General features: G+C 69.2%; 17 protein-coding genes. 13 read left to right on the top strand and 4 right to left on the bottom strand.

Annotated features, from left to right (window positions below; translation table 11 throughout):
- The first annotated feature begins 189 nt into the window (after window positions 1-189).
- The 3 genes from GT045_RS38385 (at window position 190) to GT045_RS38375 (ending at window position 2,861) form a co-directional block, all read left to right on the top strand.
- The gene (locus GT045_RS38385; protein ID WP_161295263.1) at window positions 190-504 is read left to right on the top strand and encodes a hypothetical protein; all 315 of its coding nucleotides are present in this window, start codon (window positions 190-192) and stop codon (window positions 502-504) included.
- A gap of 118 nt (window positions 505-622) precedes the next feature.
- Window positions 623-1,744 carry a peptidoglycan bridge formation glycyltransferase FemX gene (femX, locus tag GT045_RS38380; RefSeq protein ID WP_161295265.1) on the top strand — a complete coding sequence of 374 codons (1,122 nt, stop codon included), beginning with the start codon at window positions 623-625 and terminating at the stop codon, window positions 1,742-1,744.
- 85 nt (window positions 1,745-1,829) lie between these two features.
- Window positions 1,830-2,861: an alanine racemase gene (locus GT045_RS38375; protein ID WP_161295267.1), complete on the top strand. Its 1,032-nt coding sequence runs from the start codon at window positions 1,830-1,832 to the stop codon at window positions 2,859-2,861.
- A gap of 168 nt (window positions 2,862-3,029) precedes the next feature.
- Here the strand turns inward: GT045_RS38375 and GT045_RS38370 are convergent, their stop codons facing one another.
- Together GT045_RS38370 and GT045_RS38365 are read right to left on the bottom strand one after the other, a co-directional pair.
- On the bottom strand, window positions 3,030-4,583 hold the full coding sequence (locus GT045_RS38370; RefSeq protein WP_202529499.1) for a glycosyltransferase 87 family protein: 1,554 nt from the start codon (window positions 4,581-4,583) through the stop codon (window positions 3,030-3,032).
- A gap of 129 nt (window positions 4,584-4,712) precedes the next feature.
- Window positions 4,713-7,028 carry a transglycosylase domain-containing protein gene (locus GT045_RS38365; RefSeq protein ID WP_161337028.1) on the bottom strand — a complete coding sequence of 772 codons (2,316 nt, stop codon included), beginning with the start codon at window positions 7,026-7,028 and terminating at the stop codon, window positions 4,713-4,715.
- A gap of 789 nt (window positions 7,029-7,817) precedes the next feature.
- Between GT045_RS38365 and GT045_RS38360 the strand changes: the two genes are divergently transcribed.
- From GT045_RS38360 to GT045_RS38350, 3 genes are all read left to right on the top strand, one after another.
- On the top strand, window positions 7,818-8,501 hold the full coding sequence (locus GT045_RS38360; protein WP_161291868.1) for a PadR family transcriptional regulator: 684 nt from the start codon (window positions 7,818-7,820) through the stop codon (window positions 8,499-8,501).
- 43 nt (window positions 8,502-8,544) lie between these two features.
- The gene (locus GT045_RS38355; protein WP_161291866.1) at window positions 8,545-9,627 is read left to right on the top strand and encodes an inositol-3-phosphate synthase; all 1,083 of its coding nucleotides are present in this window, start codon (window positions 8,545-8,547) and stop codon (window positions 9,625-9,627) included.
- A gap of 99 nt (window positions 9,628-9,726) precedes the next feature.
- Window positions 9,727-11,028: an MFS transporter gene (locus GT045_RS38350; RefSeq protein WP_161337027.1), complete on the top strand. Its 1,302-nt coding sequence runs from the start codon at window positions 9,727-9,729 to the stop codon at window positions 11,026-11,028.
- Window positions 11,029-11,112: 84 nt separating this feature from the next.
- Here the strand turns inward: GT045_RS38350 and GT045_RS38345 are convergent, their stop codons facing one another.
- A complete protein-coding gene (locus GT045_RS38345; RefSeq protein WP_161337026.1) occupies window positions 11,113-12,579 on the bottom strand; it encodes a CCA tRNA nucleotidyltransferase in 1,467 nt (488 codons plus the stop codon).
- A 278-nt stretch (window positions 12,580-12,857) separates the two neighbouring features.
- Here GT045_RS38345 and GT045_RS38340 point away from each other — a divergent pair, with 278 nt between their 5' ends.
- The 7 genes from GT045_RS38340 to trxA all read left to right on the top strand — a co-directional run bounded on the left by GT045_RS38340 (window position 12,858) and on the right by trxA (window position 22,637).
- Entirely contained in the window at window positions 12,858-15,230 is a 2,373-nt protein-coding gene (locus tag GT045_RS38340) for a DUF6049 family protein (protein ID WP_161291860.1), read from the top strand.
- A gap of 45 nt (window positions 15,231-15,275) precedes the next feature.
- Window positions 15,276-17,639: a murein biosynthesis integral membrane protein MurJ gene (gene murJ, locus GT045_RS38335; RefSeq protein WP_161291858.1), complete on the top strand. Its 2,364-nt coding sequence runs from the start codon at window positions 15,276-15,278 to the stop codon at window positions 17,637-17,639.
- Window positions 17,640-17,757: 118 nt separating this feature from the next.
- Window positions 17,758-19,458, top strand: coding sequence for a protein kinase family protein (locus GT045_RS38330; RefSeq protein ID WP_161337025.1), 1,701 nt, complete (start codon window positions 17,758-17,760; stop codon window positions 19,456-19,458).
- Between the two features lie 22 nt (window positions 19,459-19,480).
- Complete coding sequence (sigM, locus tag GT045_RS38325) at window positions 19,481-20,206, top strand: RNA polymerase sigma factor SigM (protein ID WP_161291853.1); 726 nt, start codon at window positions 19,481-19,483, stop codon at window positions 20,204-20,206.
- Window positions 20,203-21,138: a hypothetical protein gene (locus tag GT045_RS38320; RefSeq protein WP_161337024.1), complete on the top strand. Its 936-nt coding sequence runs from the start codon at window positions 20,203-20,205 to the stop codon at window positions 21,136-21,138. Before sigM ends, GT045_RS38320 begins: the two co-directional genes overlap by 4 nt.
- A 153-nt stretch (window positions 21,139-21,291) precedes the next feature.
- The gene (gene trxB / locus GT045_RS38315; RefSeq protein WP_161291849.1) at window positions 21,292-22,260 is read left to right on the top strand and encodes a thioredoxin-disulfide reductase; all 969 of its coding nucleotides are present in this window, start codon (window positions 21,292-21,294) and stop codon (window positions 22,258-22,260) included.
- Between the two features lie 47 nt (window positions 22,261-22,307).
- Window positions 22,308-22,637 (top strand): thioredoxin, encoded by a 330-nt coding sequence (gene trxA / locus GT045_RS38310; RefSeq protein WP_161291848.1) that lies wholly within the window; start codon window positions 22,308-22,310, stop codon window positions 22,635-22,637.
- A 53-nt stretch (window positions 22,638-22,690) separates the two neighbouring features.
- Here the strand turns inward: trxA and GT045_RS38305 are convergent, their stop codons facing one another.
- Window positions 22,691-23,308 (bottom strand): GNAT family N-acetyltransferase, encoded by a 618-nt coding sequence (locus GT045_RS38305; protein WP_161291846.1) that lies wholly within the window; start codon window positions 23,306-23,308, stop codon window positions 22,691-22,693.
- Window positions 23,309-23,418 lie beyond the last annotated feature (110 nt).

Raw genomic sequence — 23,418 nt, 5'->3', positions numbered from 1 at the left:
GCCACTGACAATCGGGGCCTCGAAGAGGCCCCGCAGTGTTACCTGGGCAGGCGTGGGCAGACACCAGTGCAGACGGTACAGACTACCCGCACACCCGCTTCCGGTTGAAATCCGGGCGGGGGGACCGTCACTCTGTATACGTCGGGTGTGTACGGCGCTACTATCCGCCGCCTTCCGCAGGAGGTGCCCATGGCACAGGCAATGCATCCCACCATCGCCGGTTCCCTCTTCGCCACGGACGGCAAGTCCCGTCCGCTTCAGGACGCCCTGATGGCGATCACGCTGGTTCTCGGCGTCCTGTCCTTCATCACGTCCTTCTTCCACAGCCTCCACCTGCTGACGTCGTGGACAGGTCTGGTCGGGCTGGCCGTCGGCGTCTACGGCCAGTGGATCTCGGTGACCACACGGGAGCGGTTCGGCCTGATCCTGGGCCTCGGTGCCGCCGGGGTCGGTTTCCTGATCGGCATGGCCCACGGCGGACTGTTCGGCGGCCTCGTCGGCTGACTCCGCCGGGCCCGACGCCCATACGCCCAGTCGGGGCGCCCGCCAGGCGCAGTAGGCTTCGCGCGAGAGCCGGAGCCCCTGTACCCATGGGGACACACCAGCCCGAGGAGCGCCCCGAATGAGCCTGACCCTGAGGACCATCAGTCGCGAGCAGCATCTGGCATACATCCAGAGCCTGCCGTCGGCGAGCCACATGCAGGTCCCGGCCTGGGCAGATGTGAAGGCGGAGTGGCGCTCGGAGAGCCTGGGCTGGTTCGACGACCGCACCGGCGAGCTCGTCGGCGCGGGCATGGTTCTCTACCGCCAGCTGCCCAAGATCAAGCGTTACCTCGCCTACCTGCCCGAAGGGCCGGTCATCAACTGGTACGCGCCGAACCTGGACGACTGGATCCAGCCGATGCTGGCGCACCTGAAGCAGCAGGGCGCCTTCTCCGTGAAGATGGGCCCCCCGGTCATCATCCGCCGCTGGAACGCGGACACGATCAAGAGAGGCATCCAGGACCCGGACGTCAAGCGGCTGCGTGACCTGGAGGCCGACTTCATCGAGCCCCGCGCCTTCGAGGTGGCCGACAAGCTGCGCCGCATGGGCTGGCAGCAGGGCGAGGACGGCGGCGCCGGCTTCGGCGACGTGCAGCCCCGCTACGTCTACCAGGTGCCGCTGGCGAACCGTTCCCTGGAAGAGGTCCACAAGAACTTCAACCAGCTGTGGCGGCGCAACATCAAGAAGGCCGAGAAGGCCGGCGTCGAGGTCGTCCAGGGCGGCTACCAGGACCTGGCCGAGTGGCAGCGGCTGTACGAGATCACGGCCGTGCGTGACCACTTCCGGCCCCGCCCGCTGTCGTACTTCCAGCGCATGTGGACGGCCCTCAACACCGAGGACCCCAACCGCATGCGGCTGTACTTCGCCCGGCACAACGGTGTGAACCTCTCCGCGGCGACGATGCTGATCGTCGGCGGCCACGTCTGGTACTCCTACGGCGCCTCCGACAACATCGGTCGCGAGGTCCGGCCGTCGAACGCGATGCAGTGGCGCATGCTGCGCGACGCCTACGCACTCGGCGCCACCGTCTACGACCTGCGCGGCATCTCCGACTCGCTGGACGAGACCGACCACCTCTTCGGCCTGATCCAGTTCAAGGTCGGCACCGGCGGCCAGGCCGCCGAGTACCTCGGCGAATGGGACTTCCCGCTGAACAAGCTGCTCCACAAGGCGCTCGACATCTACATGTCGCGCCGCTGAGCCGCGCGGACGTTTGATTCCATAGCCTTCACAGCTCACCCACCTCTGATCCACCGCAGCCAGGAGAAAGGTTCCAGGTCCGGCCATGGCGCTCACGCTCTACGTCGACACCGCGCGCTGGCGGGCGCACCACAAGCACGTGCAGGAGCAGTTCCCGGGACTCGTCCCTGTCTGCAAGGGCAACGGCTACGGCTTCGGACACGAACGGCTGTCGGACGAGGCCACGCGGCTCGGGTCCGACCTGCTCGCCGTCGGCACCACCTACGAAGCCGCGCGGATCAAGGACTGGTTCAGCGGTGACCTGCTGGTGCTGACCCCGTACCGGCGCGGCGAGGAGCCCGTCCCGCTGCCCGACCGGGTGGTGCGCTCGGTGTCGTCCATCGACGGCGTCTACGGCCTCGTGGGCGCCCGTGTCGTCATCGAGGTGATGTCCTCGATGAAGCGGCACGGCATCAGCGAGCAGGAACTGCCGCAGCTGCACCAGGCCATAGAGAACGTCCGGCTGGAGGGCTTCGCCATCCATCTGCCGCTGGACCGCACCGACGGTTCGGACGCCGTCGAGGAGGTCATCGGCTGGATGGAGCGGCTCCGCATGAACCGGCTGCCGCTGCACACCATGTTCGTCAGCCACCTCAAGGCCGACGAGCTCGCCCGGCTCCAGCAGCAGTTCCCGCAGACCCGCTTCCGTGCGCGCATCGGCACGCGGCTGTGGCTGGGGGACCACGACGCCACCGAGTACCGCGGTGCCGTCCTGGACGTCACGCGCGTGGCGAAGGGCGACCGGTTCGGCTACCGGCAGCAGAAGGCGGCCTCGGACGGCTTCCTGGTGGTCGTGGCGGGCGGTACGTCGCACGGGGTGGGCCTGGAGGCCCCCAAGGCCCTGCACGGCGTCATGCCGCGCGCCAAGGGCGTCGCACGGGCCGGTCTCGCCACCGTCAACCGGAACCTTTCTCCGTTCGTCTGGGGCGGCAAGCAGCGCTGGTTCGCCGAGCCGCCGCACATGCAGGTGTCGATCCTGTTCGTGCCCTCGGACGCCCCCGAGCCGAAGGTCGGTGACGAACTGGTGGCCCATCTGCGGCACACCACGACCCAGTTCGACCGCCTCGTGGACCGCTGAGCCCTTCCAGGACAGCGAGAAGGCCGTGCCCGGTGCTCCGGGCACGGCCTTCTGCGTGTCGGCCGGCCCCCCGGACCGACGAGCCGTACGGTCTGTTCGCTCAGACGGCCCGACGAGCCGTACGGCCTGTTCGCTCAGACGGCCCGAAAAGCCGTACGGCCTGTTCGCTCAGAGAGAACGCTGCTGGTGGGCCAGCGTTTCCGCGCGGCCCCACTCCACCTGCGGTCCCTCGAAGTGGGCCGCGTGCCGTGGCGGATGGGCCGTCGCACCGAGGACGAACGCGTCCGGGGCGCCGTCGAGCACACCGCCGGAGGGGTCGTCGTCACCGGAACGGCGCACCACGTCCCGGTCGGGCATGAGGATGTCCCGCACGACCACGGCACACAGGTACAGCGTGCCCACCAGGTGCACCACGATCGCCCACTGGTAGCCGTGCGTCGGCAGACCCTTGTGGGCGTCTCCGCTGGTCGTGTAGGCGAGGTACATCCAGATCCCCAGGAAGTACGCCACCTCGCACGCCTGCCAGATCAAGAAGTCCCGCCACTTGGGCCGGGCGAGGACCGCCAGCGGCACCAGCCACAGGACGTACTGCGGGGAGTAGACCTTGTTGGTGAGGACGAAGGCGGCCACCACCAGGAACGCCAGCTGGGCGAAGCGGGGCCGGCGCGGTGCGGTGAACGTCAGCGCGGCGATGCCGAGGAAGCACAGCACCACCAGGACGGTGGCGGCGTTGTTGACGAAGCCGGTGGTGGGCGGGTTGCTGGAGTTCTGCGCCCAGATCAGCCAGAAGGAACCGAAGTCGACCCCTCGCTCCTTGCTGAAGGTGTAGAACTTCGCCCAGCCCTCGCGGATGTGGAAGCCCGTCGCGTCGTGCGTGATCATCACCGGCAGGTTCACCACGAGCCAGGCACCCACCGCGCCGCCCAGGGCCTGGAAGAACTCGCGCCACTTGCCGGCCCGCCAGCACAGGACCAGCAGCGGTCCGAGCAGCAGGAACGGGTAGAGCTTGGCAGCCGTGGCGAGCCCCAGGAGGACACCGAAGGCGAGGGCCCGGCCCCGGGACCACATCAGCATCGCGGCGGCCGTCAGCGCCACGGCGAGCAGGTCCCAGTTGACGGTCGCGGTCAGCGCGAAGGCGGGGGCCAAAGCGACCAGCAGACCGTCCCAGGGGCGGCGGCGCTGGGTGCGCGCCACGCACACGGCGATGACGGCGGCGCACACCATCAGCAGCCCGGCATTGACGAACCAGTACCACTGCTCCTGATGCTGGATGGAGCCGCTGTGCGGCGTCAGCCAGGAGGCCACCTCCATGAACACTCCGGTGAGCACCGGGTATTCGAGGTAGTCCATGTCACCGGGCAGCTTGTCGAAGTAGGGCACGAGGTGATCGGCGAACCCGCGCCCCTGGTAGAGGTGCGGGATGTCCGAGTAGCAGGCGTGCGTGTACTGGCTGCTCGCACCGAAGAACCACGCGCCGTCGTAGCAGGGTGCCTTCTGGACCAGGCCGAGGGCGAACATGCCGATCGCCACGAGTGCCACGACCCGGACAGGGGTCCACCAGGAGGTCCCGGGCAGGGCGCGCCGCCCCAGGGGTCCGCCGATCAGCTCACTGCCGGCGGCGGCGACCTCGTCCTCCCTGGTCGGCTGCACCGGTTCTGCCGCGACGGGCCGCACGGGCTCGGGCTCGTGCCTACTCGCGGGCGTCATCTCTGCACTGGGCATGGGGCACATCCTGCCGTACCTGTCCCGGAAAACGCCGAGGGCCGCCGCACCTGGTCGGTGCGGCGGCCCATGTTTCACGTGAAACAGCTCTCGCGGACGAGAGGGGCGCCAGGCGGTCTGATCGCCGGGCTATCCGTTCTGGCCTGCGAAGAAGCCTCCATCAGTGCCGTTTCCGGTGCCAGTGCTGTTGCCGTTGCCGTTGCCTCGGCTGTTCCCGGTACCGGTCGTCTCCGTGCCCGTGGGCGTCGGAACCGTTCCTCCGTCGGTACCACCCGTGTCCGTGCCTCCGATGCCGCCACCGGTGTCGTTGCAGTCGTTGCCCCACCCGAAGGTGCAGGACTCGCTGACCGACGGAGACGGTGAGGGGCTCGTCTTGCTCGGTGTCGGGCTCGGCGTGTCACTCGGCGACGGGCTCGGCGTGAAGGTCACGCTCGGGGTCGGGGAGGGGGCACCGGCCTCGTGCTGGACCGTGCCGATATCGGTGGCCTTCGGGAAACCGAGATCGTTCTGGCCCTTGAGCGCGGCCAGCATGTACTCGGTCCACACCTGCGTCGGGATGTCACCACCGTGGATGGAGTCCGCGCCCGCCGTGCCGTTCATGGACAGCAGCTTGTGGTTCTTGGGGTTCTCGCGGAACATCGCCACCGAGGTGGACAGCTGCTGGGTGTAGCCGACGAACCAGGCCGACTTGTTCTCGTCGGTGGTACCGGTCTTGCCCGCCGCCGCACGGCCGAGGGCCCGGGCCTTCTTGCCCGTACCGTTCTGGATGACGTTCTCCAGGACGTCCGTGACGTTGTTGGCGATGTTCGGGTCCATCGCCTCCTTGGGCGTCGGCTTCGGCTTGACGAAGCTGGGCGCGTCGGCACCGTTGACCTTGACCGCGGTCACGGAGTACGGCTCCGTCTGCTGGCCGGAGGCGGCGAAGGTCGCGTAGGCGTCAGCCATGCGGATCGCGCTCGGCGTGGACGTACCGATGGCGAAGGACGGGTTGAGGTCCTGGGACATGCTCTGCTCGAGGATGCCGGCCTGCCGGGCCACGTCCCGGACGTGCGTCATGCCCACATCGACACCGAGCTGCACGAACGGCGTGTTGACGGACTGCTCCATCGCCTTGCGCAGGGAGATGTAGCCCCAGGGGTAGTCGCTCTCGTTCTCCTGGAAGAAGGTCGAGTTGTCCTTGTTGAGGTAGTACGTCCCGTCCGGCTTCTGGACCTTGAGGTGGTCGTTGCCGTTGTACTTGCTCAGCGGGGAGACGCCCTCGCCGTGGGAGTTGTACTTGCCGTACTCCATGGCGGCGGCGAGCACGAACGGCTTCCAGGTCGAACCCACGGGGACACCGGAGGTGTCGGCGTTGTTGGTGAAGTGCCCGTTCTCATAGCCGTCGCCACCGTAGAGAGCGACGATCGCACCGTCCCTGGGCTTGACCGACGCCGCTCCGAACTGGACGTACTTGTCCAGCTCGCGGTGCTTCGGGTCGAGCTTCTCCTTCTGGACGTTCTTCACGGCCTTGGCCAGGGCGTCGACGTCCTTCTTCTTGAAGGTCGTGTAGATCTGGTAGCCGCCGCGGTCGAACTGCGCTTCGGTGATGTCGGAGTGGGCGAGCACGTACTTCTTCGCCGTGTCGGCCAGGTAGCTGATCTGGCCGGTCATGCCCTTGGTCGCCTTGCGGTCGTCGGGCTTGGGGTACTTGGCGATGGCCTCCTGGTACTGGCCGTCGGAGAGGTGCTTGTCCTTGTGCATCTCGCCGAGGATCCAGGACCAGCGGTCCTTGGAGCGCTTCTCGTTGGCCTGCGGGCTCGCCGACTTGTCGAGGTCCTGGTTGCCCGCGGGGTCGTAGTACGTCGGACCCTTGAGCAGCGCCGCGAGGACGGCGCACTCGCTCGGCTTGAGATCGACCGCGTTCTTGCCGTAGTAGGTCTGCGCCGCGGCCTGGATGCCGTACGCGCCCCGGCCGAAGTACGAGGTGTTCAGGTAGCCCTGCATGATCTGGTCTTTGTCGAGCTTGGCACCCACCTTGATGGAGATGAACATCTCCTTGAACTTCCGGGTGACCGACTGCTCCTGGCTGAGGTACGTGTTCTTCACGTACTGCTGGGTGATCGTCGAGCCACCCTGCGTCTGGCCGCCGCGCGCCATGTTGACCATCGCGCGCGCGATGCCCATGGGGTCGACGCCCGAGTCCTTGTAGAAGGACTTGTTCTCGGCGGAGATCACCGCGAACTGCATCGCCTCGGGGATCTGGTCGATGCTGACGTTCTGCCGGTTGATGCCGGTGCCGGTGGCCACCATCTGCTTGCCGTCGGCCCAGTAGTAAACGTTGTTCTGGGACTTGGCCGCGTCGTTCTCGTTCGGGATCGCCACCATCGCGTAGCCGACGCCGACCATCACCACCAGGCTGCCGACGAAGCCGAGGAACAGCCCGCTGACCAGCTTCCAGGACGGCACCCAGCGCCGCCAGCCGTGCTTGCCGACCCGGGGGTAGTCGATGAACCTCTTCTTGCCCGGTGCCGTGGTCGCACGGCCCCTGCCGCGCCCCGGACCGGTCTGCTCGGTCGGTCCACCGCGCCGGCCGCCAGGACCTGTGTTGTCGGCCGTTCTGCGACGGCCGCCCTTCTGCGCTGCACGGCGGGCCTCGGCACGGCCGCCGTAGGGTCGCTCCTCACCTGCCGAGCCGGCAGGCTCCCCCCCGGGGGAAGGGGCCCCGTAGGAGTCGGCAGGAGACCCGGTGGCGCCTCGCGGTGCCGCACGGCGGCCGGAGGACGGGCCGGACTGGCCGCGTCGGGCCGCGGCACGTCCGCCTCCCTGCGGCTGCGGCGGTTTGCGACGGTGCTCGCTCATCGAACGATTACTCCTCGGGCAGGCGCACCCGTGCGCGCCTGGAACGGCGGCTGGTTTCCGGTCCCCCCGAAGTACGGATGTGGTCGGTTCCGCATTCACCCGTACTGCACCGGGGACGAGGACGCTCCCCAGGCGTCACGCGGTTCCCGGTGGTGTCCATGCCGCACAGACTACGCACCACCAAAACCCGCCGAGCCCCGAAGTTCACCCCAAAACAGGCAACTTGCCTCCTACGAATCGGTGATGTGATCCCGTTCACCACCGTCCCCCTTGTCGCTCGGGGTGGGTCGTTCTATCGTCGTGATGTATCGAACCGATACATCAGCGCGAGATAAAGTCGCTGACAGGCACTGCGAGACCTGCGGGACCGACCTGCGGGGCCGAGAGGAGGCGACGATGAGCCGGCGCTCCGGCATCCTCGAGTTCGCCGTACTCGGCCTGCTGCGGGAGTCCCCGATGCACGGCTATGAGCTGCGCAAGCGGCTGAACACGTCACTGGGTGTGTTCCGCGCGTTCAGCTACGGGACGCTGTACCCCTGCCTCAAGACGCTGGTCACCAACGGCTGGCTGATCGAGGAACCCGGACACACGCACGACGACGCAGTCGCCGCCCCACTCGCCGGACGCCGCGCCAAGATCGTTTACCGGCTGACGGCGGAAGGCAAGGAACACTTCGAGGAACTGCTCTCGCAGACCGGCCCCGACGCCTACGAGGACGAGCACTTCGCCGCACGGTTCGCCTTCTTCGGGCAGACCTCGCGCGATGTCCGCATGCGCGTCCTGGAGGGCCGGCGCAGCCGCCTGGAAGAGCGCCTGGAGAAGATGCGCGCCTCGCTGGGGCGCACCCGGGAACGCCTCGACGACTACACGCTCGAGCTCCAGCGCCACGGGATGGAGTCCGTGGAGCGCGAAGTGCGCTGGCTGAACGAGCTCATCGAGAGCGAGCGGGCCGGACGGGACCTGCGGGGTTCCGTGTCCGGAGAGTCCGCTCAGCAGGACACCACCACTGGATCGACGGGCGGCCTGCCCCGTCCCGGGGACACCCCCCGGACGGATACGTCCGACGACACCGCCACGTGAGACCCAATCAGGGCCTCACTCGTACACACAGGGAGCAACCGGAATGGGTTCGGTTCGCGTAGCCATCGTCGGCGTGGGCAACTGCGCGGCGTCGCTGGTGCAGGGAGTCGAGTACTACAAGGACGCCGACCCGGCGTCCAAGGTGCCCGGCCTGATGCACGTGCAGTTCGGTGACTACCACGTGCGCGACGTCGAGTTCGTCGCCGCGTTCGACGTCGACGCCAAGAAGGTCGGCCTCGACCTCGCGGACGCGATCGGCGCCTCCGAGAACAACACCATCAAGATCTGCGACGTGCCCAACACCGGTGTCACCGTCCAGCGCGGCCACACCCTCGACGGTCTCGGCAAGTACTACCGCCAGACCATCGAGGAGTCCGACGCCGAGCCGGTCGACATCGTCCAGATCCTGAAGGACAAGCAGGTCGACGTCCTGGTCTGCTACCTCCCCGTGGGCTCCGAGGACGCGGCGAAGTTCTACGCCCAGTGCGCCATCGACGCCAAGGTCGCCTTCGTCAACGCCCTCCCGGTCTTCATCGCCGGCACCAAGGAGTGGGCGGACAAGTTCACCGAGGCGGGCGTCCCGATCGTCGGTGACGACATCAAGTCCCAGGTCGGCGCCACCATCACGCACCGCGTCATGGCGAAGCTGTTCGAGGACCGTGGTGTGATCCTGGACCGCACGATGCAGCTGAACGTCGGCGGCAACATGGACTTCAAGAACATGCTCGAGCGCGAGCGCCTGGAGTCCAAGAAGATCTCCAAGACGCAGGCCGTCACCTCCCAGATCCCCGACCGGGACCTCGGCGAGAAGAACGTCCACATCGGCCCGTCCGACTACGTCGCCTGGCTGGACGACCGCAAGTGGGCCTACGTCCGCCTCGAGGGCCGTGCCTTCGGTGACGTCCCGCTGAACCTGGAGTACAAGCTCGAGGTCTGGGACTCCCCGAACTCCGCGGGTGTCATCATCGACGCCCTGCGCGCCGCGAAGATCGCCAAGGACCGCGGTATCGGCGGCCCGATCCTGTCGGCGTCCTCGTACTTCATGAAGTCCCCGCCGGTCCAGTACTTCGACGACGAGGCCCGCGAGAACGTCGAGAAGTTCATCAGCGGTGAGGTCGAGCGCTGAGGCGCTGAGCACGCTCGCACGAGAACGCTCCTGCCAGGGCTGTGAAGGTCCCCGGGTCCACCGACCCGGGGACCTTCCGCATATGTGAGGCTGTCGCCCATGCCCGTCGTACGTGACCTGCGCCTGCTGGTGCGCCTGCGGTACTTCCGGCGCCTGCTGTACGTCCGCCTCCTGTCCCAGGGCGCCGACGGCGTCTACCAGGTCGCGCTCGCCGCGTACGTCGTCTTCTCGCCGGAGAAGCAGACCTCGGCCACCGCGATCGCCTCGGCGATGGCGGTCCTGCTGCTCCCCTATTCGCTGGTCGGCCCCTTCGCCGGCGTCCTGCTCGACCGCTGGCGGCGCCGTCAGGTCTTCGTCTACGGCAACCTGCTGCGGGCCCTGCTGGCCGCGGCCACCGCGGCCCTGATGATCGGCCACGCCCCCGACTGGCTCTTCTACGCCTCCGCGCTGTGCGTCACGGCCGTCAACCGCTTCGTTCTCGCGGGGCTGTCGGCGGCCCTTCCCCGGGTCGTCGACACCGAGCGCCTGGTGGTGGCCAACTCGCTGTCGCCGACGGCCGGCACACTCGCCGCGACCGCCGGCGGCGGCCTGGCCTTCGGCGTACGGATCGTGGTGTCGGACTCCGACGCGGTCGTGGTGCTGCTCGGCGCCTTCCTCTACCTGTGCGCCGGACTCGGTTCCCTCCGCCTGCCTTCCGCCCTCCTCGGGCCCGACCGGCACCCGGACCGGCCCCGCCTCGGCACCACGCTCGCCGAGACGGCACGCGAGCTGCTCGCGGCCGTCCGGCATCTGGCGGCCCCCCGACGCCGGGAGGTGGCCCGGGCTCTGGCCGCGATGACGCTGATGCGCTTCTGCTACGGCGCCCTCCTCGTCCTGCTGCTCATGCTCTGCCGTTACACCCTGTCCGACACCCCGGACGGAGGAATGCGGCTGCTCGGCACGGCGCTGGCCCTGTCCGGGGCAGGATTCTTCGCGGCGGCCGCGGTGACGCCCTGGGCGGTCGGGCGGCTCGGGCCGGTTCGCTGGATCACGGCGTGCGCCGGCACCGCCACGGTGCTGGAACCCGCTCTGGGTCTTCCCTTCACCACCGGCCCCCTGATGGTGGCGGCCTTCGTGCTCGGCCTGATCACCCAGGGAGCGAAGATCGCCACGGACACGGTCGTCCAGACCTGCGTCGAGGACGCCTTCCGCGGCCGGATCTTCTCCGTGTACGACGTGCTGTTCAACGTCGCCTTCGTGGGAGCGGCAGGCGTGGCGGCGCTGATGCTTCCGCCCGATGGCCGCTCCACGATGCTGGTGGTCCTCGTCGCCGCCGTCTACGGGGCGATCACCCTGGCCTTGGTCCGCTCCGAACGCCGGTCAGCCGACGAGCACCTGTCAGACATCGCCGAAACGGAGTGAGGGGCGACGTTTCACGTGAAACATCGCCCCTCGGTGCCACTGGTCCCCGAGTGATGTTTCACGTGAAACATCGACCGGACGGGATCAGCCCTGCGCGGCCCACCACTCCTTGAGAGCGGCCACCGCCGCGCCGTGCTCCATCGGGCCGTTCTCCAGGCGTAGCTCCAGCATGTGCTTGTACGCCTTGCCGACGGCCGGCCCCGGGCCGACTCCCAGGATCTCCATGATCTGGTTGCCGTCGAGGTCGGGCCGGATGGCGTCCAGCTCCTCCTGGTCCTTCAGCTGGGCGATGCGCTCCTCCAGGCCGTCGTACGCCCGGGACAGCGCCACCGCCTTCCGCTTGTTGCGCGTCGTGCAGTCCGAGCGGGTCAGCTTGTGCAGGCGCTCCAGCAGCGGGCCAGCGTCACGGACGTACCGGCGGACCGCCGAGTCCGTCCACTCGCCGGTGCCGTAGCCGTGGAAGCGCAGGTGCAGCTCGACCAGCCGCGAGACGTCCTTCACCAGCTCGTTGGAGTACTTCAGGGCGGTCATGCGCTTCTTGGTCATCTTGGCGCCCACCACCTCGTGGTGATGGAAGGAGACCCGGCCGTCCGTCTCGAAGCGGCGCGTGCGCGGCTTGCCGATGTCGTGCAGCAGGGCGGCCAGCCGCAGGGTGAGGTCGGGACCGTCCTGCTCCAGCTCGATCGCCTGCTCCAGGACGATCAGCGTGTGCTCGTAGACGTCCTTGTGCCGGTGGTGCTCGTCACTCTCCAGACGCAGCGCCGGCAGCTCGGGCAGGACATGGCCGGCCAGCCCGGTGTCGACCAGCAGCGCCAGTCCCTTGCGGGGGTGCGCCGACAGGATCAGCTTGTTCAGCTCGTCACGGACCCGTTCCGCCGAGACGATCTCGATACGCGCGGCCATCTCGGTCATGGCGGTGACGACCTCGGGGGCGACCTCGAAGTCGAGCTGGGCGGCGAACCGGGCGGCTCGCATCATGCGCAGCGGATCGTCCGAGAAGGACTCCTCGGGAGTGCCCGGCGTCCGCAGGACACGCGCCGCGAGATCCTCCAGACCACCGTGCGGGTCGATGAACTCCTTCTCCGGCAGCGCCACGGCCATCGCGTTGACGGTGAAGTCGCGGCGGACCAGATCCTCCTCGATGGAGTCGCCGTACGACACCTCCGGCTTGCGCGAGGTGCGGTCGTACGCCTCCGACCGGTAGGTGGTGATCTCGATCTGGAAGTTCCAGTCCGCGCCTTCGACACGGGCGGACTTCTGCGCGCCGACCGTCCCGAAGGCGATGCCCACCTCCCAGACGGCGTCCGCCCACGGCCGGACGATCTTCAGTACGTCCTCGGGGCGGGCGTCGGTGGTGAAGTCCAGGTCGTTGCCGAGCCGGCCGAGCAGCGCGTCACGGACCGAACCGCCGACCAGGGCGAGCGAGAAGCCGGCTTCCTGGAATCGGCGGGCGAGGTCGTCGGCGACGGGGGCCACCCGCAGCAGCTCGGCGACCGCGCGCTGCTGCGCCTGGCTCAGGGCAGAGGGAGTGTCTTCGTTCGGGTTCGGCACAACAGAAGAGGGTACGTGCCCCGCGCGAGCTGGGGCGCCTGCGTCGTGGTCCGGACGCGGCCGCCACGCATGCGGCGCGGACAGCTGCCCGCATACTCCCGCAAGCACTGCTCTTGCGGCGTACGCCCGCGCTCCCCTCGATACTGGATATAGGGGACGGTCCGGCGGCTGCCCTTCGATCTTGTGAAGGAGACCGCGGCACTTCCGTTCAGCGCGCATCGTTACCATGCGTGGACGCACATTCCGACGACCACTGACGACGAGGGACGGGCGAGCGCGTGGCCGAGGCGGCTGACTTCCAGGGGACCAGTGCCTCACCTGCCCGCCGCTGGTTGCGGCGGGCCGGAGCACTTCTCGCGGGTACGCCCCTGCTGGCCGGTGTGCTTCAGCTGCCTGCCGCCGGCCCCGCGCAGGCCGCCGGGTCCGACACGGTCTCCGTCTCCGTCGACTCGCTCAGCCCCAGTGCCCCGACGGACGGCGACACTCTGACCGTGTCGGGCACCGTGACCAACAACGGCAGGCAGACCGTCACCGACGCCCACGTGGGCCTGCGCGTGGGCCCCTCACTGACCACCCGCTCGGCCATCGACTCCGTGACCCGGCACTCCGACGAGGCGCAGGGCGGCTCCGGCACCGAGGTCGGCGGGAAGTACGAAGAGGACTTCGACAAGCTGGCCCCGGGCGTCGCCGAGCACTTCAGCATCTCCGTCCCCACGGACAAGCTCGACCTGGGCGAGGACGGCGTCTACGAGCTGGATGTGGCCCTGTCCGGCCAGACCTCGGCCCAGCAGTGGGACCAGCTCCTGGGGATCCGGCGGACGCTCCTGCCCTGGCAGCCCTCGGACGCCGACACCAAGACGAAGACGACGTTCCTGTGGCCGCTGCTCTCCGCCGTCCACATGTCGGCCAAGACGGGCGCCGGCGACCTGCAGACGCCGGAGTTCCTCGACGACGGTCTGGCCAAGGAACTGGCACCCGGCGGCCGGCTGGCGCAGATGGTGGACCTGGGCAAGGACCTCGACATCACGTGGGTGATCGACCCGGACCTGCTGGCCTCGGTCGACGCGATGGCGGTCGGCAACTACCGGATCCAGGGTCCCGGCGGCACCAGCACGCCCGGCTCCCGGGAGAACCAGGCGATCGCCAAGCAGTGGCTGGCGTCCCTGCAGAAGGCGGTGGCCGGCAAGGAGGTCGTCGCCCTGCCCTTCGCCGACCCCGACCTGGCTTCCCTGGCACACAACGGCACCCGCGTCACCGGCTCGCTCAGCCATCTCAAGGACGCCACCGATGTCGCCGCGACCACCGTCAAGACCGTGCTCCACGTCACCCCGAGCACCGACTTCGCCTGGCCGGTCAACGGCGCCGTGGATCCCTCGATCATGAAGGTCGCGACCTCCGCCGGAGCCGACCGGGTGATCGCCCGCAGCGACAGCCTCCGGGAGACCGCCGGTCTGTCGTACACGCCGTCCGCCGCCCGCCCGGTCGGCGGAGGCACCACCGCGGTGGTCGCCGACAGCCGGCTGTCGACGGCGTTCGAAGGCGACCTGACGAAGGCGGGTGCGGCCACGCTCGCCGTGCAGCGGTTCCTCGCGCAGAGCCTCCAGCTGAACACGCAGACGGACAAGCAGCGCAGTATCGTCGTCGCCCCGCAGCGCATGCCCACGGCGAGCCAGGCCCAGGCCATGGCGGCAGCACTGACGGCCCTCCAGGGCGGCACCTGGACCCAGGCCCAGGACCTCACCGCGACGTCCAAGGACAAGCCCGACCCGGACGCCACCACGCGCATCCCCTCGGCGTCCGAGTACCCCTCCTCGCTGCGCCGGCAGGAGCTGCCGAGGACGGCCTTCGAACAGATCGCCCGCACCCAGAGCAAGCTCGACGGCTTCCGCGTGGTCCTCACCGACCAGTCCCGCGTGGTGACCCCCTTCGGCCGGGCGATAAACCGGGAGATGTCCGTCTCCTGGCGCGGCCGCGGCGGTGAGGCGGACCGCTACCGCGGTGCCGTGGAGGCATGGCTCGACGAGCTGGCCGACCAGGTCAAGCTGATCGACAAGTCCGAGACCAAGCTCTCGGGCCGCAGCGCCACGATCCCGGTGACGGTCCAGAACAACCTCGTCCAGCCCGTCGGCCACCTGGTGCTGCGCCTGGAGTCGACCATGCCGACCCGCCTGAAGATCGGTGGCAAGGCCTACGACGAACAGCCCGTGGAGATCTCCGGCGGCCACAGCCAGTCGGTGAAGTTCACCACCTCGGCCAACGCCAACGGCCGGGTCGCGGTCATCGCCCAGCTCTACACCGAGGACGGCGTACGGTACGGCGAACCCGTCACCTTCGACGTGAAGGTCACCGAGGTCACGCCCACGGTGATGCTGGTCATCGGCGGTGGCGTCCTGCTCCTCGTCCTCGCCGGTTTCCGGATGTACACCCAGCGCAAGCGCGCCGCCGCCCGGCAGGCCGGGGACGACGGCCCCGGCACCGCGGGCGAAGAACCGGACGAGCCCGGGAACCCCGAGGCGCCCGGGGGCCGTCTCCCGGAGGAGTCCGACTCCGCCACCGGGGCAGGCGACCCGGTGCAGCCGAGTGACCCTGCGCCGGACACCGCACCGGAAAGCGCCGACCCGTCCGGGACGGGTGAGAGAGTGGACCGTTGAGCGAAGTCGTGGCCGGTGGGCCCGGGACGATGAGGTGGGGTAAGCATGAACGCGCCGTATGACGGTGACAGCGGCCAGGGCGCGGCCGGCTCGGGCTACCCCGAGCCGCCGCCCGAGCCCGGCCAGGTGCCGCCACAGCACGCGGCGGACATGTATCTCCAGGACGCCTACGAACAGGACCCCTACCGGGCCCACGACCTGGCGGCCCAGGACCCGGTCGCCGAGGCGCTGTACGACCGCGCCGCGCACCCGCCGCCGCCCCCGGGGACGTACGACCCGCAGCAGCCGCCGTACGCGCCGCCCGCCCAGTCGCCCTATGCCCCCGACCCCCGTGTCTGGGCGCAGACCCCCGCGCCGGAGCCGGGCGGCGCCACCCAGTACCTGCCGTACGGCGAGGACCCGCGCGGGACCCAGTTCGTGGGCGTGGACGACCTGGTCACGCACTCCGGTGAGGAGTACCACGAGCCGGACGCCTTCGCGCATCTCTTCAAGGACCAGCAGCACAGCGGCGGCCATGCGCCCATGGACCCCCAGGGCGGTGCGCCCGGTGGGGTGCACGACGTCGCCGGTCAGTACCCCCGGCCGTACGGTCAGAGCCCGCAGCAGGGCCACCCCCATGCCGGCGGCTACCCCGGCGCGCCGTCCGCCGCCTACCCGTCCGGTCCGGCCGTCGCGGGCTACCAGGCGCAGTCCCCCGTGGCCGCCACGGACGCCCTCGGGGCCGTCGGGACCGTCGAGCCGGAGGTGACCGCGGGCGGCGACGCGCCCGCGAAGAAGGGCGGCCGGGCAGCCGGACTTCTGAAGTCCAGCGCCGTCATGGCGGCGGGCACGATGGTCTCCCGTCTCACCGGCTTCGTCCGCTCCGCACTGATCGCCGCCGCGCTGGGCCTCGGCTTCCTGGCCGACTCCTTCCAGGTGGCCTACCAGCTGCCGACGATGATCTACATCCTCACCGTCGGCGGCGGACTGAACTCCGTGTTCGTCCCGCAGCTCGTGCGCTCCATGAAGGAGGACGAGGACGGCGGAGAGGCCTTCGCGAACCGGTTGCTGACCCTCGTGATGGTCGCCCTCGCCGCGCTGACCGGGCTCGCGATGTTCGCCGCGCCGCTGCTTGTACGGCTGCTGGCCAACCCCGTCGCCAGCAACCCGGCGGCGAACGACGTCGCGGTCACCTTCACCCGCTACTTCCTGCCCTCCATCTTCTTCATGGGCATCCACGTGGTGATGGGTCAGATCCTCAACGCGCGCGGCAAGTTCGGCGCGATGATGTGGACGCCGGTCCTGAACAACATCGTCATCATCGTGACCCTCGGCATGTTCATCTGGGTCTACGGCACCTCCGCCAACTCCCACCTGGACGTCACCAACATCCCGCCGCAGGGCCAGCGGCTGCTCGGCGTCGGTGTGCTGCTCGGCCTGGTCGTCCAGGCGCTGGCGATGATCCCCTACCTGCGGGAGACCGGCTTCCGGATCCGGCTGCGCTTCGACTGGAGGGGCCACGGCCTGGGCAAGGCCGCGATGCTCGCCAAGTGGACGGTCCTGTTCGTCCTCGCCAACCAGGCGGGTGCCATGGTGGTGACTCAGCTGTCGACCGCCGCCGGCAAGGACTCCGGCGTCAAGGGGACCGGCTTCGCCGCCTACGCGAACGCCCAGCTGATCTGGGGCCTGCCCCAGGCCATCATCACCGTGTCCCTGATGGCCGCCCTGCTGCCGCGCATCTCGCGCTCGGCCGCCGAGGGCGACAGGGGCGCCATCCGCGACGACATCTCCCAGGGACTGCGCACCACCGCGGTGGCCATCGTGCCCATCGCGTTCGGGTTCGTGGCGCTCGGCATCCCGATGTGCACCCTGATCTTCGGCTCCGCCGGCACCGACGCGGCCACCAACATGGGATACATGCTGATGGCCTTCGGCCTCGGCCTGATCCCGTACTCCGTGCAGTACGTCGTCCTGCGCGCCTTCTACGCCTACGAGGACACCCGCACTCCCTTCTACAACACGGTCATCGTGGCCGCGGTCAACGCCGGCGCCGCGGCACTGTGCTACTTCCTGCTGCCGGCGCGCTGGGCGGTCGCCGGCATGGCCGCCGCCTACGGCCTCGCCTACGCCATCGGTGTGGGTGTCGCCTGGCGCCGGCTGCGCAAGCGGCTGGGCGGGGATCTGGACGGGGCGCGGGTGCTGCGTACGTACGCGCGTCTGGGCATCGCCTCCGTGCCGGCCGTCCTGCTCAGCGGTGCGGCCTGCTACGGCGTCGGGCACACGCTCGGCCAGGGCGTCGTCGGCTCCTTCGCCGCGCTGCTGGTGGGCGGTGCCCTCCTGTTCGGCGTCTTCTTCGTCGCCGCCCGCCGGATGCGCATCGAGGAACTGAACTCGCTCGTGGGAATGGTGCGCGGGCGTCTGGGCCGATGAGGCGGGGGTAGGCGCACAACCATCGTCCGCTGCCGTGTGTCGTGCATAGCGGCAGACTGTGGGCACAATTGGTTTCGGCGTCGGACAGCGTGCAACGGATGGGGAGGCAGGGACGACGGTGGCGGAACGGAGCACGGCTGCCGTCGACGTGGCAGACAACAGCGGTGAAGAGCCGCTGACCGCCAAGGCGGACCAGTCCACGGCCGACGGGGTGGCCAAGAACCCGGAGCGGGACACGGACAGCGACGAGGCACAGGGGAGCGGCGGAGCCGAAGGTCCCGGACGGAAGACCTCGCCACCGGAACTGCACAGCGGTCACAAGCTCGCCAGACGCTACCGGCTGGAGGAGTGCGTCACCCGTCTGGACGGATTCAGCAGCTGGCGTGCGGTCGACGAGAAACTCCGTCGCGCCGTCGGCGTCCATGTACTGCCCGCGGACCACGCCCGGGCCCGCTCCGTCCTCGCCGCCGCCCGTTCCTCCGCGCTGCTCGGCGATCCGCGCTTCGTCCAGGTCCTCGACGCCGTCGAGGAGAACGACCTCGTCTACGTCGTCCACGAGTGGCTGCCCGACGCGACCGAACTGTCCACGCTCCTGGCCGGCGGCCCCCTGGAGCCGCACGACGCCTACCAGATGGTCAGTCAGATCGCCTCGGCCATGGCTGCCGCGCACCGGGAGGGCCTCGCCCATCTGCGGCTGAACCCGAACGCCGTGCTGCGCGCCTCCACCGGTCAGTGGCGCATCCGCGGCCTCGCCGTGAACGCGGCGCTGCGGGGCATCGGCTCCGAGACCCCGCAGCGTGCCGACACCGAGGCCATCGGCGCCCTGCTGTACGCGTCGCTGACCCAGCGCTGGCCGTACGAGAACGACGCGTACGGCCTGTCCGGCCTGCCCAAGGACATCGGCCTCATCCCGCCGGACCAGGTGCGGGCCGGAGTGCACCGGGGCCTGTCCGAGCTGACCATGCGCGCCCTCGTCAACGACGGGGCCACGGCCTCCCGGCACGAGGCTCCGTGCACCACGCCGGAGGAGCTGGTGAAGGCGATCGGTGAGATGCCGCGCATCCGCCCGCCCGAGCCTTCCTTCACGGCGCCGCCCGAGTACCAGCGCACGACCTACCAGCAGGGCACCTACGGTCGCCAGGTACCCCACCCCGGGGCCACGCAGCCGATCACGGCTCCGCCGGCACCACTGCAGAGCCGCACCGGCAAGGCGCTGAAGTGGGCGGTCTCCGCGCTGCTCATCGCCGCGCTGGGGCTGGGCAGCTGGCAGTTGGCGGATGCCCTGATGGACCGAGGCGGGAAGTCCGACGACACGCACAAGAGCCGGACGACGGACGACGGGGACAAGGGCTCGAAGAAGCCGGCGTCGGGCAAGGCCGTCCCGATCAAGGGCGCCCGCGACTTCGACCCGTTCGGCCCGGACCAGTCGGAGAAGCCCGACGACATAGGAAAGGCCATCGACACGGATGCGGCCTCCTACTGGCAGACGGACTTCTACCTGAGCCCCGAGTTGGGCAACCTGAAGCCGGGTGTCGGCATGATCCTCGATCTGGGCAAGGTCCAGCAGGTCGGCAAGGTGACCGTCAGCTTCGTGGGCGAGACCTCGGTCGAGCTGCGTGCCGCCGACGCTGACGCGGCAGCGGAGCCGACCTCGTTCGAGGACTACGCCAAGGCCGCCGACGGTTCGGGTACGACGGTGGTACTCACCCCAGGAAAGCCCCTCAAGTCCCGGTATCTCCTGGTGTGGCTGACCAAGCTTCCCTCGGACGGCGGGGGCCACTGGCGAGGCCGAGTGGCCGACATCAAGGTGACCAGCTGAGGCCTCCGCTCGGGAGGGGCAGATGGCAGAGGGCGCCGGATTCGACGGAACGAGCGACAAGGAACTCCTCGACCGTCATGTGAAGGGCGATCCGGACGCCTTCGGTGAGATCGTGCGGCGGCATCGGGACCGGCTCTGGGCGGTCGCCCTGCGGACACTGGGGGAGCGCGAGGAGGCCGCAGACGCCGTCCAGGACGCCTTGGTGTCGGCCTACCGGGCTGCCCATACCTTCCGGGGCCAGTCGGCTGTCACGACCTGGCTGCACCGGATCACGGTGAACGCCTGCCTGGACCGTGCTCGCAAGGCCGCCTCCCGGAAGACGTCCCCCGTCGACGACACCGAGCGGCTGGAGCAGCTGCTGGAGCCGCACGAGTCGGCCTCGGCGCCGGCCGAGCGGAACGATGTGCACCGACAGCTCCTCGAAGCACTCGGCACCCTCCCACACGACCAACGAGCCGCCCTGGTCCTCGTGGACATGCAGGGATACCCGGTGGCGGAAGCGGCTCGCATCCTCGACGTGCCGACGGGCACGGTGAAGAGCCGGTGCGCCAGGGGCAGAGCCCGCCTGCTGCCCCTCCTCACGCATCTACGCCCCGAAGGCTCCGGAAGCGGAAAAGAACCCGGCGCACGACGGAACCGGGTGGCGGGGACATCCGTCCCACCTGCAACGGGGTCTTCGAGCCGCGGCCCCGAGAGCACAGGCCCCAGTGATTCAGCCGTAGTGAAGGGCGGAGGTGGGCGAGCGTGACCTCGACGACAGACACGGCCGGACACCCGGACGTCACGGAGATCTCCGACCTCACCGAGGGCCTCCTCCCCCCAGCCCGCAGCGCGGACGTACGACGTCACCTTCAGACGTGTGAGCTGTGCGCCGATGTCCATGTCTCACTGGAGGAGATCCGGGGCCTGCTGGGATCCGTATCGGAGGCGGAGCGCATGCCGGCCGATGTGGCCGGTCGGATCGATGCCGCCCTCGCCGCCGAGGCACTACTGAGCGCCACCGCTCCCGAACCGCAGGACATCGCGTTCGCCGGGGTGACGGGGTCAGCCCCGGAGGAGCGAGAGGTTCATGTTTCACGTGAAACACACGCCACCCCGGAGCGGCCGGGCGGGCGCCCTCGCGCGACGACCGGCCCCGGACGCAAGGGGGCCGCGCCGGGGCGTCGGCGTCGCCGTATGGTGTTGGGCGCCTTCCTGACCGCAGCCGTCCTCGGAGCCGGAACGCTGGCGCTGCAGTCGCTCGGCGATCGTTCCTCCGGGACGACTACCGCCCAGGGCGAGCCCACACCCTCCGCTCTGCCCTTCTCCGGCGCGAGTGTCGAGACCCAGGTGAAGGATCTGCTCGGCGGCCGGCAATCCCGGCAGGGGTCCGATGGCCGGCAGCCCCGGTCGGGCCACGACCCCGAGCAGAACACGCCCGACTCGCCCCGCGGTGCGAACACCCTGATCAAGGCCGAGGTCGCCGTCCCCGGCTGCGTCAGGGCGGCACTCCACCGCAGTGACGATGTCCTGGGCGCCAAGACGGGAACGTACGACGGGAAGCCCGCCTACCTGGTCGTGATGCCCAATGCCGGCGACAGCTCACACGTCACGGCCTACATCGTCGGTGCGGCGTGTATCCAGCAGGAACCCGACGCCGTCGGCAAGGTGCTTCTGAAGCGTTCCCTCACCCGCTCCTGAGTCTGCTGGAAACGCTCCGTCGGTCGCCCCGACGCACGCGTGTGCCCTGACACACCGGGAATGCTCGCCCCGTAGGATCCGTTGGGTGGGGTGAGAGTCCCGAAAGGGGCTCCTGCCGGTCACTGACGTAGACCAGAGACGAGGAATCAAGCCGTGAGCGACGTCCGTAACGTGATCATCATCGGCTCCGGGCCCGCAGGTTACACGGCGGCGCTGTACACCGCCCGTGCCTCGCTGAAGCCCTTGGTATTCGAGGGCGCCGTCACCGCGGGTGGCGCGCTGATGAACACCACCGAGGTGGAGAACTTCCCGGGCTTCCGCGACGGCATCATGGGGCCCGACCTCATGGACAACATGCGCGCGCAGGCCGAGCGCTTCGGTGCCGAGCTGGTTCCGGACGACGTCGTCTCCGTCGACCTGACCGGTGAGATCAAGACCGTCACCGACACCGCGGGCACGGTCCACCGGGCGAAGGCTGTCATCGTCACGACCGGCTCGCAGCACCGCAAGCTGGGTCTGCCGAACGAGGACGCCTTCTCGGGTCGCGGTGTCTCCTGGTGCGCCACCTGTGACGGCTTCTTCTTCAAGGACCACGACATCGCCGTGATCGGCGGTGGCGACACCGCGATGGAGGAGGCCACCTTCCTGTCGCGGTTCGCCAAGTCGGTGACGATCGTCCACCGCCGGGACACCCTGCGTGCCTCCAAGGCGATGCAGGAGCGTGCCTTCGCCGACCCGAAGATCAAGTTCGTCTGGGACAGCGAGGTCGCCGAGATCCAGGGTGACCAGAAGCTCTCCAGCCTGAAGTTGCGCAACCTCAAGACCGGCGAGGTGTCCGACCTGGCCGTGACCGGTCTGTTCATCGCGATCGGCCACGACCCGCGTACCGAACTGTTCAAGGGTCAACTGGACCTGGACGAGGAGGGCTACCTGAAGGTCGCCTCTCCGTCCACCCACACCAATGTGACCGGGGTCTTCGCCGCCGGTGACGTGGTCGACCACACCTACCGCCAGGCGATCACCGCAGCAGGTACCGGCTGCTCCGCGGCTCTGGACGCCGAACGCTTCCTCGCCGCCCTCGCGGACGAGGAGCAGGCGGAACCCGAGAAGACCGCCGTCTGATCTTCCCCTTCCCCCGCCCCACCGCACGACAAGCTAAGGAGCCCCCTGTGGCCGGCAACCTGAAGACTGTGACCGACGACTCCTTCGACGAGGACGTCCTTAAGAACGACAAGCCCGTTCTGGTGGACTTCTGGGCGGCCTGGTGCGGCCCGTGCCGCCAGATCGCCCCGTCCCTCGAGGCGATCGCCGCCGAGTACGGCGACAAGATCGAGATCGTCAAGCTGAACATCGACGAGAACCCCGGCACCGCCGCCAAGTACGGCGTCATGTCCATCCCGACCCTGAACGTCTACCAGGGCGGGGAGGTTGCCAAGACCATCGTCGGCGCCAAGCCCAAGGCCGCGCTCATCCGCGACCTCGAGGACTTCATCAGCTAGTCGTGTTTCACGTGAAACACCAACGGGCCAACCCCCTCGGGTTGGCCCGTTCGCTATAGCGGCCTGAGCGCAGGCTCCTTCTGCACAGCGCCCAGGAGACGGTCGAGCGCCATCTCCACGTCTTCCTTCCAGGACAGCGTGGACCGCAGCTCCAGCCGGAGCCGAGGGTGCGTGGGGTGCTGCCGGACCGTCTTGAAGCCCACCGCCAGCAGATGATCGGCGGGCAGCAGACAGGCGGGCTGCTCCCAGCGAACGTCACCGAACGCCTCGATCGCTTTGAACCCCCGGCGCAGCAGATCCTTGGCGACCGTCTGCACCAGCACCCGGCCCAGCCCTTGTCCCTGGTAGCCGGGCATGACGAACGCCGTCATCAGCTGGACGGCATCCGGCGAGACCGGGCTCGTGGGGAAGGCCGTGGATCGTGGCACATAGGCCGGCGGGGCGTAGAGGACGAACCCCGCCGGGACGTCATCGACGTACACCACCCGGCCGCACGATCCCCAGTCCAGCAGGACGGCGGAGATCCAGCCTTCCTTCTCCAGCGCGGCAGTACCAGCCTTCAGTGCGGCTTCACCACTGACGGGGTCCAGCTCCCAGAAGACACAGGAGCGGCAACGGTGGGGAAGGTCCTGAAGGTTGTCCAGAGTGAGCGGCACGAGCCGACGCCCCATGAAGGCTGATCCTCGCTTCCTTCGTCGGCCGCATCGCGAACGGCTCTCAGCACGCTCCGTTCCCTGAGCAGACTGCCGACGAATCCGCCGACCATTCCGAGGCCCAGGCC

The organism is Streptomyces sp. SID486 (assembly GCF_009865385.1).
Taxonomy (GTDB): domain Bacteria; phylum Actinomycetota; class Actinomycetes; order Streptomycetales; family Streptomycetaceae; genus Streptomyces.
Note: the sequence above shows the minus strand (reverse complement) of the source record. Positions and strands in the feature narration are given on the sequence as shown.